This window comes from Rhodopseudomonas telluris (genome assembly GCF_042432815.1).
Lineage (GTDB): Bacteria > Pseudomonadota > Alphaproteobacteria > Rhizobiales > Xanthobacteraceae > Rhodopseudomonas > Rhodopseudomonas telluris.
Window position 1 is genome coordinate 28620 of sequence record NZ_JBHLWM010000008.1, and the last position, 12970, is coordinate 41589.

Sequence of the window (12970 nt, forward strand, 5' to 3'; positions counted from 1 at the left end):
GGGAAGGTCAGCCTGGCGCACGGCGTTTCTCCTGCGCTACCTGATAATAGACCTCGACCGTCCGACGGACGCAGGTCTCCCAGTTTAGACGGCGTGCTTGCAGCCGGCCGCGCTCGCGCAAGGCATGGCAAAACGCTGAGTCGGTCGCGAGTTTCATAAGGGCGACGGTCAGATCGTCGCTGCGGCGCGGGTCGACATACACTGCGGCATCGCCACCGACCTCGGTCATCGGCGCCATGTTCGACGTGACGACCGGACAACCGGAAGCCATCGCTTCGAGGATTGGCAGGCCGAATCCTTCGTAGAGCGATGGATAGAGAAACGCGGTGGCGCGCGCATATAAGGCCCGGAGCACCGCGTCGGACACGTAGCCGAGTTCGACGACGCGATCGGCGATGCCGTTCGCAGCGATTGCCTTAATGTCCTCGGCGGTGTCCCAGCCGCGCGCACCCGTCAGGACCAGCCGGTGGGGGAGGCGATCAGCCACGTTCGCGAAGCCGGCAATCACCCGCGCAAAATTCTTCCGAGGGCTCAGCGAACCAGTGAAGAGAAAGAACGGACGTTCGGACAGGATCGGTGGCAATTCCTCGAAGGCTTCGCTGCTCGATGGCGAAAAGAACTCCTCGCCGACGCCTTCCTCGATCACGTGGATCCGGTCGGCCGCGGCGGCCCCGCCGAATGTCATCACCTCGTCGGCTGTCGAGCGCGATACGCAGATGATTGCAGCAGCCCGCCGGGCGGCGGCGGCAATCGAGGATCGCAGCAGCCAAGGCCTCGCTTTGCCGAAATACTCCGGATGAACCAGCACGCCGAGGTCATGATAGGTGATGATCCACGGCTTGGCCGTCGCGATCGGATAGTCGACATCCAGGGAGTGGATGAGATCGACATCCTCGAGCCACCGTTCAAGCTTGGGCACCGGAGATCCAGCCGCCCACATCGACGCCAGCGCGCGCCGGCTGAGCGGCAAGCGTCGGAATCCGCTCGTCGTCAGCCAGTCGGGCTCATTGTGGCCAAAATCAGAGACCGATGAAATCGGCACGGTGTCGATCCCGTGGGCGGCGAGGCCATCGTGGATCTCGTGCGAATATCGACTGAGTCCGAACCGCGTGCGCCGTGCAAAATTATCACTGTGAAGCGCGACGCGCATCTGACGGCACTCCCATTCTGATCGGTCTTGGCCGCGTTGCCGGCGACGCAGAGGTCGTCATCGCCGTGATCATGCCGATGAAGATCATGATGTGATTCAACAGCTCCTCCGAGAGCACGGCGTGATTGTCCGCGAACACGATGAAGGCGAGGGCGAGGGCGCCGCCGCCGGTGATCGGTCGGATCGTCTTGGGGGCGACGAAGCCGCAGTGCACGACCCAGATCCAGAACGCCGCCATGACGAGGAACCCGAAGATTCCGAAGAAGTAGATGTAGAGCAGATAGCCGTTGGAGACGAAGCCATCGAGAATTTCGGAGGGAATATCGACGTTGAAGCGCGTCAGCTTCTGGATCTCGAGGCCGACGCCGGTGAACAGCAGCGTCGGATCCTGGACGAGCATCTCCCAGAAGCGCTGAGGTCCTTCGCTGAGCCGGGCGCTGACATTGGCTTCGTCGACACCTGCGGAGAGACTCCCAAGTCGGTCGAGTAGCGCGCTTGGATCAACGAAGATCAGGATCGGCGCGATCAGCGCGGCGCCGAGCAGCAGGCGTGGCAACGCGCGTTCTGGGGCGGTCGTCATGACGTAGCCGAGGCCGACGAGGCCGGTCGCGATGATGACCTGGCGCGATCCGCAGGCCAGCGCGATGACGGCGAGGCAGGCCGGCACGACATAGCTGAGCAGGCTCTGGCGGCGGTCGATCACGCTGATCAGCCAGTAGTTCAACGCTGCCATCAGGGCGACGATGCCGAACGTATTCGGCGAGCCGAACGGCCCGGAGACGCGGCCTAGCGCGCTCAGGACCTCTGCGGCTGCGACGCTGCCGCTCTGATCGGCGGTCTCGTCGCCGGCGCCATAGAACAGGCGCACCAGCACGGCATTCCAATCCGAACTCGACTTCTCCAGGATCGCGATCGCGGCGAGGACTATCAGTCCGATAGCAATGCCGAGCCGCAGGCCACTACGTTCCGCCGAAGTCGCGCCGCGCAGCAGGAACGCGCCGAGCACGATCGTTGTCATCGCAAGACCGGTGTGGCCGAGATTCCAGATCATCTCCGGATAAAAGCCGTAGGTCAGCGTTGGCAGCAGCGTGCCGAAGATCGTCAGGATCCCGATGAACAAGATGCTCCAAGGCGGAACTTGTTGGGGCCAGGCGGGGAGCCCACGGCGAGTGAGAACGATCGTCCACACCAGGAAGACTGCGACGTCGAACAGATAGACAGGAATCGGCCCGATCAAGCCGCGTAGCAGCGGCAGACCGGTGATCAGGAAGCCCCACCCGAAGAACAGCCATGGCGTACGCGAGGCACGGGCCCAGCAGAGAAAGGCGAACACCGCGAGGAAGACCGGGAGTGATTTCATTTTGATCCTCCGAGTCCTCGCGGCGCCGCTGCGAGAGCGGATGCACGCACGGATCTCGTTGGGGGGCGCCGACCAAGCCACGCCAGCATCGGCCGTTCGAACCATAGATAGACGGCGATCGACGCCAGGATCGAACTCGCCATGGCCAGCGCGAAGTATGCGGCGACGGAATTGAGGTGAAGGGCCGACCACGCCACGCCAACGGCACGGAGCGTGAAGAGGTGCGACAGATACAGCGCGTAGGAGGCGTTGCCGCACAGCACCAGAATGCGGCTCCAACTTCGGTCTGGAAGATCACGGCCGAGCACGGTGGCCGCAACGATGGCAGCAGCCGGAATTCCCCAAAAGAACCAGCGGTCCTGAAACGCGTTGAAGCCGGCCTGATTGCCGATCGACAGTGCCGCCAATGCGCCGACGACGATGGCAGCGCGGACGATGCCGGGCATCCGGAAATTTGCGAGGCACAGCCTCCCGATCAGAATGCCGAATAGGAATTCGACGGTGATCGGGAAGCCCCACGCGTCGAGTTGATCGCCCACGACACCCGGAAACAACGCGCGCGGAATCATCAGGGCGAACAGGATGCCTACGATTGCTGCTAGCCCGATCGCGCGGCGAAACAGCAGGCCGAAAGCGAACACGCTGTAGAAGAGGATTTCGAAGTTCAGTGTCCAGCCGACCGAGAGCGGCGGGACGAGCGCGCCCGACGGCGCCCGCCAGGGAACGAATAGGAGGGAGGCGAGGATGTGCGGAAGGGACAGCTGGGTCGACTGGACCCGTTCCGGCAGAACGACGACGGTCAGGATCGCGAGCAGGGTAAAGACCCAGTACAGCGGCGCGACGCGGATCAGCCGGCGTCGCATGAACGCGGCGGGCGCGCCGGGGCGCCCGAACTGGTCCGCGGCCATCATGTACATTACGAAGCCCGAGATCACGAAGAAGATGTCGACGCCGGCGTGCCACGGCAGGCCGGTCGGGTCGTCGAACGGCGCGAGGCCGGGGATCCGGCCGCGGCGCAAGGCGTCCTGGAGATGGCCGATCAGAACCATCGCCGCGGCGACGAAGCGCAGGAGTTGCACGCTGCGAATGGTCGCCCGTTCGGGGCCGGTGGGTACGGTCATCGTGCTCATCTGGCTACCTGCCGCCACAGCCGCTCGACCCGGTCGGCGACGGTCAGATACAGCGTGTCCCAATTGCGCGTCGCCGCGACGGCACGCCGGCTCAACGTCAATTCGGGACGCGGGTCGGCGATGCGCTCGGCGACCAGGCGGATGAAGTCGTCGGCATTCGCCGCGAGGTCGACCACCGGCCGCAGCGGCTCGAGCGATCGCAGCGCGACCGAGACGATCGGCCGGCCCGTCGCAAGGTACTCGATCACCTTGAGCGGATCGGACCTGTGGCGGAGCTCGTTGATGAGGTGCGGCTGGATGCACACATCGAAGGCGCGAAGATAGGTCGGCACTTCGCGATGCGGCACCGCGCCGACCCGGACAAGGCCCGGGATGGCGGCAAGGCGCTGCTCGACCTCAGGCTTGACCGGGCCGACGATGACGACCTGTTTCGGCCATCTCGCGGCGAGGCGCGCGAGCAGATCGAAGTCCATCCAGGATGCGACCAGACCGACGAAGCCGATGCGCGGATGTGGCACATCCTTCAGCGGGTCGTCCTTGGGGCTGTCGTCGAAAAACATGCCGTCGACTCCGTTCGAAACCGCGGTCACCGGCGTCGACGCCAGGCCGCAGAGCTTCGTGCGCAGTTCTTCGCTGGTCGTAAAAATCTGGTCTGCGCCTGCCGCGAGGCGCTGCTCCCGCTCACGCGTCAGCGCGCGCTCGGAGTCCGAGGTCGCGTAGTAGTCGTAATCGTCGGTGACGTCGTAGACGACGGCGCGGGGATGAAGGCGCTCTAGCGTGTGGATCGACGCGGGCAGACGGCACCAGACCAGCGGGTTGGCCAAGCCAAGCCTTGCCGCCTCGCGCCGCACGGCGCCGGCAAAGCGATATCCGTTGATCGCGCCGATCACCGACGAGGTCCGCGATCCCGGAAGTTGCAGCGGAAGCTCCATCACCGTGATGCCGGGTTCGACCTCCTGCGGTGCGGCGGTCCGCAACGCCGCCTTCATCCGAGCGCGGATCGCGACGGGATTTTCGACATAGAGAATGCGAGCGCCGTCGGCGGCGAGGCGGCGGGCAAAATGGTTCTGCCGCGTCCAGACGCCGTGCCAGGGCGGCGATTGCAGCCAGACGATGTCGAGGCCGGCGAACCTGCCGTGTCGCGCGGTGGTCATTCGGGGACCGTGCATTCGAAGAAGTAGTGGTAGCTGTAGTCCGGGCAGAACCACTGCCGCTCGATCCGCAAATGCCGGCGGATCACCGCGGCGGCCTGTTCGATCGAATGGCCGCGGGTGCCCAGCTCCCAATGATGCTGACCGTCGAAAATCCAGGTTTTCGGCCGCACCAGCTTGCGCGAGAAGATGTAGCGGAAGCGATCTTTGAGGAAGCGGAAGCGAAGCTCCAGCGGATATCCCCAGTGCGGCAAGGAGATGATCACCGTGCGGCGTGCGACCTTGGTGAGTTCTCCGATGGCCTTGTCGAAGTCGGCAAACGGTAGATGTTCAAGCACCTGGAAGGCGCAGACGAGGTCGTGCGACTTGGCCGGTACGATCTCCGACAGCCGGCGAACGTCGCCGACGTAGTCCGGGGCCAGTTCGGGATCGAAATCGAAGGTCTTCACCTCGATGCCCGATTTTTGCAGCGCTGCTGTGGTCAGGCCGTTGCCGGGGCCGATTTCGAGAACGGTGCGCGGCGCGTGGCGCAGGATGGTGTCGATCTGATACCAATAGGAGATCCAGCGCTGCAGATGCACATAGCTGGTGAATTGGTAGAAGTCGGCTTCGACCTGGATATCGTGCTTGGCCGTGCTGTCACGGGTGATCATGTGCCGTTGCCTTCATCTGCAAGACATTTCTCGAGTTCGCTGCGTGGGATCCGGTTCTGCTCGTCCCAGGCCACGGCCCAGCCATTGAACGTGCCGGAGAACACGTAGAGGGCAAAAATCAGTCCGTGCTCGCCGTAACGCCAAGCTCCGCCCCAGGCCCATGCCTTGGCGGCGCGCCACAACGGCATGAACAGCAGGTGCCACCAGCGGACGGGTCCGCGCTTGGCGATCTCGCGGCCGGTCGGCTGTGCGTAGTTGACGTTCTTGCCGATGCGTTCGAGAAAGCTCTCGTCGTTGAGATGCCACATCTCGGCGGTGAGCTGGCCGATCGCCGCCGCGCCGCCGTCGACGTCCACCTGTTCGTGGATGGCGCCGACGAAACGATGGCGGCCGCGGCGCCCCAGTTGAACGTTGTTCCAATTCTGCCAGCCGCCGGCGCGGAACGGGCGGTGAAGAAAGAAGTTCAGGCGACGGTAGCGAAACCCGTCGAACGCGGTTGACGGCAGCGTTGCGGCAATCTCGGCAGCAAGCCGCGGCGGAATCCGCTCGTCGATGTCCATGTGCAGCAGCCAGTCGGCGGTCGCGAGCGCGGAGCCGGCGTTGCGCTGGGCGGCGAAGCCGCCGGCCGGTTCAAGCCGGCGTTGCAGCACGCGCACTTTCGGGCCACGGCTCTGCAGATATTCCAGCGTCCCGTCGGTGGAGCCGTCATCGACGATGACGATTTCATCCGCGATGGGATCGACGTTCATGATGAAGGCTTCGATGTCACGAATCTCGTTGCGCGCAATCGCCACCACGGCCAGCGTCGGCTTCGCGGCACTCATCGCTCCGCTCTCTCGAACAGCGCCGCGAGCGCGCGGATATGGCGTCGGGAGTCGTATTGCTCCTCGACCGTCTTGCGGGCCGCGGTCGCCATGCGGGCTGCGGTGTTTCCCTCTGCCAGTGCGGTCAGCGCTGCAACGAAGCCGGGGCGATCGTCGACTGCAGACAGGATGAAACCATTGATGCCGGGCTCGATGATTTCGCGTGCCGCCGGCAGCGGCGAGACGATCACAGGACGGCCCGAGGCCATAGCCTCGACGACGACATTCGGAAGGCCGTCGTTGAAATCGTCGGAGGCGAGCAGCGCGAACACCTGACAGTCGCGCATGTAGCAAGTGACCTTGTCGTGCGAGACCCAGCCGGGCAGCTCGAGCCGTTCGGAAAAGCCGGTTTCGGCCGCGACCCTGCGGATCGTATCCTCTTCCGGACCGCGCCCGAGAATGGTGAGCCGAACGTCGAGCCCCTGCGTCGTAGCGTCGGCGCAGGCCCGCACGAGGCGGTCGAAGCCCTTCGACGAGGTGAGGCGGCCAGCCGACAGGATGCGCAGCGGCGGCGGCGTGGTCGCCGCGGGCTGTACCGAGAACGTGCCGACATCGACGCCGTGATACACGAGATGCGACTTGGCGCGCGCGGCCGGTCCGAGCCGCGACAGCAGATATTCCATCGCGGCACCGTTGCAGAACGTCGCAAATCGAAGCCGTTCGAAGCAGGCAGCGAAGTGTCCGTTATCGTGGGCGACTTCGTGCGCGTGAATGCTGACCGAATAGGGCAGGTCGGTGGCCAGGCTGGCAAGGTGAGCGCATTGCGTCGCGTAGGGCCAATGCGCGTGCAGCAGCGTCACGCCATCGCGCCGGGCGCGCCGCGCCAGAGCGGCAGCGCGGCCGAGCCGTAGCAGTCGATTGCTCCGGTCGGTCGCGGTCCGTGCCAGCCGCTTCTCTTCGCCGAACATCGCCAGCGTCGAAATCGACGGCAGGGCGGCTGCGGCCTCATTGCGCGAGATGTATTGCGTCATTGCTTTCAGACTGCATGCCTGATCGCCGAGCAGTTCGGCGTCGCGTCCTTGCGGTTCGTCGAACGAGTAGATTTCCACCTCGTGGCCGAGTCCGATGATGTCCGCGACTTCGCGACTGATGAACGTCTCGGACGGCCAGGGAAAGCGATGGATGACGTAGCCGATCTTCATGTCAGCGATCTCGCAGCAGTTTCAGGAGAGCGGGGTCCGCGAGAAGAGCCGCCGGTTCGTCGGGCGCGAGAGCGAGCTTCAAAGCAAGGCCTTGGTATTTGACGATGATCCTGGAATCACGGACGCGGCCCTCGCGATCGACGGCCTGAACCAGGCCCAGCGGAGAGTCGTGCTGCGCCAAAACGGCCCGCGCGGTCGCTCGGGCGCGCTCGGTGAAGTCCGCGCAGCCGGTGTAGCCGCCGAGCTTGAGCAGCGAGATCGCCATGTCGACATTGGCGTCGAGATGATCGCACGATCCGCCGGGGCGCTCCGGAAACAGACCGTTGGGCCAATGATGCGTCGACCAACGCCGGGCGATTGTCTCGGCGCATGGCAACGCGCTGGGGGACAGGCCGGCGGCGTGGATGTCGCACAGCAAATCGATGCTGGCGAACGCAGCCTTGAGCGAAACCTCGTGACCGCCGCCGTTGCGGTCGAGCCAGAGAAAGACGTCGCCCCGATTGAGAAAATGTTTGCTGAACCCGACGATCCAGTGCTCGACCGCTTGCTTCCAGCGGTCCTCTGCGGTCGCTTCCCACAGGCCGAGAAGGCTCCAGACGAAATTCGTGTTGTCTTTGAACAGCCGCGCGCTCGACGTCGCGCCCAGGCCAGCGAAACGGGAAATCGTCGCAGAGCGCGCGCACAGTTCGCGGTGAAACACGCCGTTGCGGCGAAAGCCTTCGGTCCGGAGCCATCGCGCGGCAAGGCGGCGCGACGCGTCGAGAAACCGCATATCGCCGGTCTTGGCATGAAGTTCGAGCCAGAGCTCGATATAGCCGCCATTGAAGGGACTCGCGGGCTGCAGCCAGCTTCGCGGGTCGCGCCAGTCGATCGTTGCGTCGACCAGCAGGTCGTTGACGAACATCGTGTCGATCAGCGTCAGCGCGCCCTCCTGCGCGCGGCGAAGCAGGCCCTGCTCTCCAGTCAGTTCGTGGAGTTCGAGAAGACCGAGCAGCCAGTCGTGATTGTCGAACAGCCGGATCCGGCCGCGATTGCGGAACAGCGCGGATGTGAGATGCGGTTCGGCTGCTACGATCTGGCGATCGACGAATTCGCGGCGCCCGAATTTGGCCAGGAACGGCAGAACGTCGCCGAAATCCGCGATCAGCGGCGTCGGATCGACGATCGTGCCGTTGGAATCGAGAGTCGTGATCAGCATGCCGTCGGCGTCGACATAGTTGTCGTTGAACCGATCGAGCGTACGGTCGATCCAGTCGCCCGGATCGCCGCAGAGGGGTGAGGCCGGGGCGCTCAATAGCCGTACCGGAAGAGTCGCACGCCGCATCGACGCAGAATCCGTTCGTCTGCCTTCAAAAATACGTGGCGCATCACATCCGCGACGCCGAGGTGCCAGAACAAAGCGAGGGGCATGTACCAAGGTGGCCGTCGGGGTGAGATCGTGGCTGCAGGGAGAGACGAGCCGATCGTGCCGAGGTGGTCGGCGCGGCCCTTGAACATCGTGGTCTCCGGCCCGGCATGCCGGGTGCGATGGATGCTCAGCCGACTGCCTGCGACCACAGCGAGTTCGCAAAGCCCGTCGCCGTCGAGATCGGCGATGATCGGAGAGCCGCGCACTGCTCCGCCCATCGCCAAGCGCTTCCGCAGCCGACCGGTCTCGGCGTCGAGCACGGCGAGTTCGCCGTTATTCGATCCTGCAACGATCTCGGCACGGCCGTCGCCGTCGACGTCGGCGATCAGCGGTGTGGTGTAGCTGCGGCAGATCGCGTTTTCGGTGAAGTAAGCCCGGCCGGGCGGCCGGCAGCGGTGATCCGCCCCATGCTCGCAGCCTGCCGTCGGACCGAAATCGTGCCGCCACAGCAACTGGCCGGTCCAGGCGTCGACGGCGATCACGGCCGGACGTGCCAGCGCGCAGGCGATCGCGATCGGTGCGCGGCCGGGTCGTTCGAGCAGCATCGGGCTGGAGTCGACGCCGCCGCCGACCTCCGTGGTCCAGACACGGCGGCCGCTTCGTCCGTCGAGCGCGATGATCGCGTTGTCGCCGTCGCCGCCGGTGTGCTCACCGCCGCCGAACAGCACCAGCGGCCGGCCGTTGCCGTCGATCACAAAGGACGGTGAGGAGTCCGGATCGTAGGCGAGCTTGGCGAACCATTTGATCCGTCCGGTGCCGGCGTCGAGGCAGAACAGCCGCGATGAACGGATGCCAACAATGACTTCGGCGGCGCCGTCGCGATCGACGTCGGCGATCAGCGGCGACGACACGATGCCCCGCTTCATCCGGCCCGCGAACAGATGGCTGGGCAGGCGGCGGCGCCAGCGCTGCTTGCCATCCGCGCCCAGCGCGATCAGCACGGGGCCGTACACCGCCACGAAGAGCGTCGGTACGCCCGAGCCGTCGATGTCCGCAGCCGCCACCGAGGAACGAATGACGTCGTCGAACTTGTAGTGTCGCAGCAGGCAACCATCGGGAGCGAACATGAATAATTCGCCCGCATGGGTGCCGATAATGATTTCCGGGCGTCCGTCACCATCGCGGTCGACGATCGTTGGCGAAGCGGTGATCTCAGCGCCGAGTGAACGCTGCCAGACCACCGTGAGATCGCGCCCATCGAGCGCACGGATCTCGCCACTTCGGTCGACAGTGATCACCAGCGTGCGGCCGTTCCAATGCACTACGGCCGGGGTCGACCAGGTTTCTGCCGCAAGGTCAGCATGGGATATTTCGGCAAGCTCGATCGCGGCCGGTGGTGAGCCGATGTGCTCCACGACCGTGCTGGTCTTCTGCGACACCGGCGTTGAGCGGCGCTTGCCGTCGATCCGGCTCGCGATGTCGTCGATCCGACGCTGCGCGCGCGGCGGCATGCTGGATCCGGCGAAGCGCAGCAGGGCGGCGAGCTGGCGGCTGCTCAGTGCGATCACTGCTGCGATGTAGGTCAGGGCGCCAAGCAGCAGCATCGCAACGATGAGCGGGAGCGACGTGAAGGAGATGATCGCCGTGCACCACATCGCCGCCGCCAGCGCGAGGCCGCACAGCGCCGGTCCGATCGCCAGGATCGGTCGCATGCCGATCAGCCGCCCGACATTGACGAACACGATCAGGAAATTTGCACCCGTGCCGACGGCCGCGGCGAGCGGATAGGCGGCGAGCCCAAGCGGAGCGGCGAGCAGCAGGACGACGCCGATCTGGAGCCCGAGGCTGACCATACCGCCGATCAGCAGCGCACGCATCCGGCCCAGCGCCTTCGCCGCTTGCGCGGTCGGCACCGCCAGGACCTGAATCGCGGAGGCGAGCGTGAGCCAGCGGATCAGGTCGCCTACATCCGCCCAATGCGCTGACAGGATCTTCGGCATCAGGGCCGGCGCAACGACGCCGAGCAATACGACAGGTGGCAGGAACACCAGCGCGCCGGCCGCGAGACACTTCTCGAGCAGCGCGGCCAGGGCCGCGGGGTCGTTCTGGATGCGGGCAAACATCCGCATCTGAATGCTCGCCAGCATCACCAGCGGCTGCAGCAGCAGGGCCTCGAGCATTGTATTGGCCATCGCGGCGATGCCGACCGATGCTGCGCCGAACAGCGAGCCGATCACCACCGGGATGACCGAGCGTTGCGCCAGATCGATCAGCATCTGGCCCTGAAGCGGGACTGCGTAATGCAGCAGGGCTTTGGCGCGAGAGGTTTCAAATCCAAACCGGGGAAGGCCGCGAACCAGGAGATGGGCGAAGATCGCGCCGGCGACGTAGCGGGCCAGCGTGGCGACGACCAATGCCCAAACGCCCCACCCAAGCGCGGCGAGGGCGATCGCGAGCACGAGATAGACCACGTACTCGAAGATCTCGCAGATTGTCGTCTGATCGTGGCGCAGCGCGCGTTGCAGGATCGCGAACGGTATCGATCGCAGCGACAGCGGGAAAAGGGCGAGCGCCAGCACCTTGATGACCGGCACGAGCTCGGCCGAATTGTCCCAATAGGACGCAATCTGCGGCGCCGCAGCGTACAGCGCGATCACCGCGATGGCGGCAAAGCCCTGCTGGATGGTGAGGGCGACCCGATAGTCCGCTACGGTGACCGTCTCTCGGCGACGGATCAACGCTGCCGTCACGCCGCCAATCGTCAGGGCCTGCAGCACTGAAAAGACGAATTGCGCGACGGCGAACAGGCCGAACTCGCTCGGCACCATCAGCCGTGCCAGCACCAATGTTCCGGCGAAGGCGAGCAGACGAACAAGGGCGTGCCGGCCGAGCACACTGACGGCACCACGCGCGGCGCGGTGCCGCGCCTCGCTGTGCGTGAGTTCGTCGTCGACGGAGCTCTTCATCAGGCGGTCGCCAGTCGCAGCATCATCGACTCGATGTCGGCCCAGATTCGCGACTGCTCGAATTCGCTTTCGACGCGTCGCCTTGCGCGCTGTTCGAAGCCGCGACGCCGTTCGGGATCACTCAGCAGTCCGCACACGGCCGCCGCCGCCGCTTCGACGTCGCCCTTGCCGACAAGGATGCCGCTGACGCCATCGGCGACCGCTTCCTCGACGCCGGGCACCTTGAAGGCGACCGACGCGCGTTCCATCCCGGCCGCCTCGAGCAGGACGTTGCCGAAGCCTTCGAAGAAGGAGGGGAACAGGAACACCGTGCACAGCGCGTAATAGGGCTCGGTCTTGGCGACATAACCGATGCGGCGCACGAAGCGTTGCTGTGTGAAGTAGCGTTCGGTCTCGGCCGACGCCCGATCGCGCGGATCGTCCGGCCCCGCCACCACGAGGTGGGCATCGGGATATCTGGCGCGCACCTGCTCGAAGATCGGCGGCAGCAGGTCGACGCCTTTTTCGCCGCACACGCGGCCGACGAACAGAACGACGGGAGCGGTCGCCGGAATACCAAGCTCATGGCGAAGCGACTCGCCGGCCGCGCAGTTCTCAGGTGTCAGCCGGAAGCGCCGCGTGTCGAGGCCGTTGCTCGAGCCGGACCCGATCAGCAGCAGCTTGTTCGATGCGCAGACCTTGGCGTCCCGCAGGAAAACCTGCAATTGTCGCGAGATCGGCACAACCACTGCCGACAGCCGCGCGATCAGCCGGTCGACGCTGAGATACACCTCGCGCTTCAGTCCGCTCATCAATTCGTACACGCAGCGGCGATACACGAACACGACGCGGCCGTTGAAGGTCAACGTCACCGCAATGGACGCGAGCAGCGAGGCCTTCGGCGTGGAGACGTGGATGACATCGTAACGGTGGCGCGCGAAAAAGGCGACGAATTGCGCCAGACCCTTCAGGTCCGCGACAGGAGACGGCAGCCGCCGCATCGGAATGATGTGCGGCTGGAGGTCGCCGAAATGCTCCACCGGAAAGTCGCGATATTCCCGGTCACCGACGATGACGTCGATCTCCCAGCCGCGGCTGCGGAGATAGGGGAACAGCCCCTTGTAGAGGGTGGCCAGTGTCAGGCTGTGTGTGCAGACAAAGCAGACCCGATGGGGGCGGCTGGAGGTATCAGTGTTCGCCACGACGAGGCATTCCAGTTGTGGATTGG

At 65.2% G+C, this 12970-nt stretch carries 10 protein-coding genes; all 10 read right to left on the bottom strand.

All coding sequences use genetic code 11. The annotated features are described in order from the left end of the window. Positions 1 to 7 precede the first annotated feature (7 nt). On the bottom strand, positions 8 to 1150 hold the full coding sequence (locus tag ACFFJ6_RS17860; protein WP_378390267.1) for a glycosyltransferase family 4 protein: 1143 nt from the start codon (positions 1148 to 1150) through the stop codon (positions 8 to 10). Further along, the gene (locus tag ACFFJ6_RS17865; protein WP_378390269.1) at positions 1128 to 2510 is read right to left on the bottom strand and encodes an O-antigen ligase family protein; all 1383 of its coding nucleotides are present in this window, start codon (positions 2508 to 2510) and stop codon (positions 1128 to 1130) included. The genes ACFFJ6_RS17860 and ACFFJ6_RS17865 overlap by 23 nt, the downstream gene beginning before the upstream one ends. Further along, positions 2507 to 3631: an acyltransferase family protein gene (locus ACFFJ6_RS17870; RefSeq protein WP_378390271.1), complete on the bottom strand. Its 1125-nt coding sequence runs from the start codon at positions 3629 to 3631 to the stop codon at positions 2507 to 2509. The genes ACFFJ6_RS17865 and ACFFJ6_RS17870 overlap by 4 nt, the downstream gene beginning before the upstream one ends. Positions 3632 to 3636: 5 nt before the next feature. Beyond that, positions 3637 to 4530, bottom strand: coding sequence for a glycosyltransferase (locus tag ACFFJ6_RS17875; RefSeq protein WP_378390273.1), 894 nt, complete (start codon positions 4528 to 4530; stop codon positions 3637 to 3639). Positions 4531 to 4790: 260 nt separating this feature from the next. Beyond that, entirely contained in the window at positions 4791 to 5444 is a 654-nt protein-coding gene (locus tag ACFFJ6_RS17880) for a class I SAM-dependent methyltransferase (RefSeq protein ID WP_378390275.1), read from the bottom strand. After that, a complete protein-coding gene (locus ACFFJ6_RS17885) occupies positions 5441 to 6268 on the bottom strand; it encodes a glycosyltransferase family 2 protein (protein ID WP_378390277.1) in 828 nt (275 codons plus the stop codon). The genes ACFFJ6_RS17880 and ACFFJ6_RS17885 overlap by 4 nt, the downstream gene beginning before the upstream one ends. Then, positions 6265 to 7449: a glycosyltransferase family 4 protein gene (locus ACFFJ6_RS17890; RefSeq protein ID WP_378390279.1), complete on the bottom strand. Its 1185-nt coding sequence runs from the start codon at positions 7447 to 7449 to the stop codon at positions 6265 to 6267. Before ACFFJ6_RS17890 ends, ACFFJ6_RS17885 begins: the two co-directional genes overlap by 4 nt. A 1-nt stretch (position 7450) precedes the next feature. Then, the gene (locus ACFFJ6_RS17895; RefSeq protein WP_378390281.1) at positions 7451 to 8743 is read right to left on the bottom strand and encodes a YyaL domain-containing protein; all 1293 of its coding nucleotides are present in this window, start codon (positions 8741 to 8743) and stop codon (positions 7451 to 7453) included. Then, positions 8740 to 11763 carry an oligosaccharide flippase family protein gene (locus ACFFJ6_RS17900; RefSeq protein ID WP_378390283.1) on the bottom strand — a complete coding sequence of 1008 codons (3024 nt, stop codon included), beginning with the start codon at positions 11761 to 11763 and terminating at the stop codon, positions 8740 to 8742. Before ACFFJ6_RS17900 ends, ACFFJ6_RS17895 begins: the two co-directional genes overlap by 4 nt. Then, positions 11763 to 12944 (bottom strand): glycosyltransferase, encoded by a 1182-nt coding sequence (locus tag ACFFJ6_RS17905; protein ID WP_378390285.1) that lies wholly within the window; start codon positions 12942 to 12944, stop codon positions 11763 to 11765. Before ACFFJ6_RS17905 ends, ACFFJ6_RS17900 begins: the two co-directional genes overlap by 1 nt. Positions 12945 to 12970: the final 26 nt, after the last annotated feature.

Bases quoted from the DNA above. Each gene is read 5' to 3' on its own strand.
- ACFFJ6_RS17860 (WP_378390267.1), bottom strand. From the start codon at position 1,150: ATGCGCGTCGCGCTTCACAGTGATAATTTTGCACGGCGCACGCGGTTC.
- ACFFJ6_RS17865 (WP_378390269.1), bottom strand. From the start codon at position 2,510: ATGAAATCACTCCCGGTCTTCCTCGCGGTGTTCGCCTTTCTCTGCTGG.
- ACFFJ6_RS17870 (WP_378390271.1), bottom strand. From the start codon at position 3,631: ATGACCGTACCCACCGGCCCCGAACGGGCGACCATTCGCAGCGTGCAA.
- ACFFJ6_RS17880 (WP_378390275.1), bottom strand. From the start codon at position 5,444: ATGATCACCCGTGACAGCACGGCCAAGCACGATATCCAGGTCGAAGCC.
- ACFFJ6_RS17885 (WP_378390277.1), bottom strand. From the start codon at position 6,268: ATGAGTGCCGCGAAGCCGACGCTGGCCGTGGTGGCGATTGCGCGCAAC.
- ACFFJ6_RS17890 (WP_378390279.1), bottom strand. From the start codon at position 7,449: ATGAAGATCGGCTACGTCATCCATCGCTTTCCCTGGCCGTCCGAGACG.
- ACFFJ6_RS17900 (WP_378390283.1), bottom strand. From the start codon at position 11,763: ATGAAGAGCTCCGTCGACGACGAACTCACGCACAGCGAGGCGCGGCAC.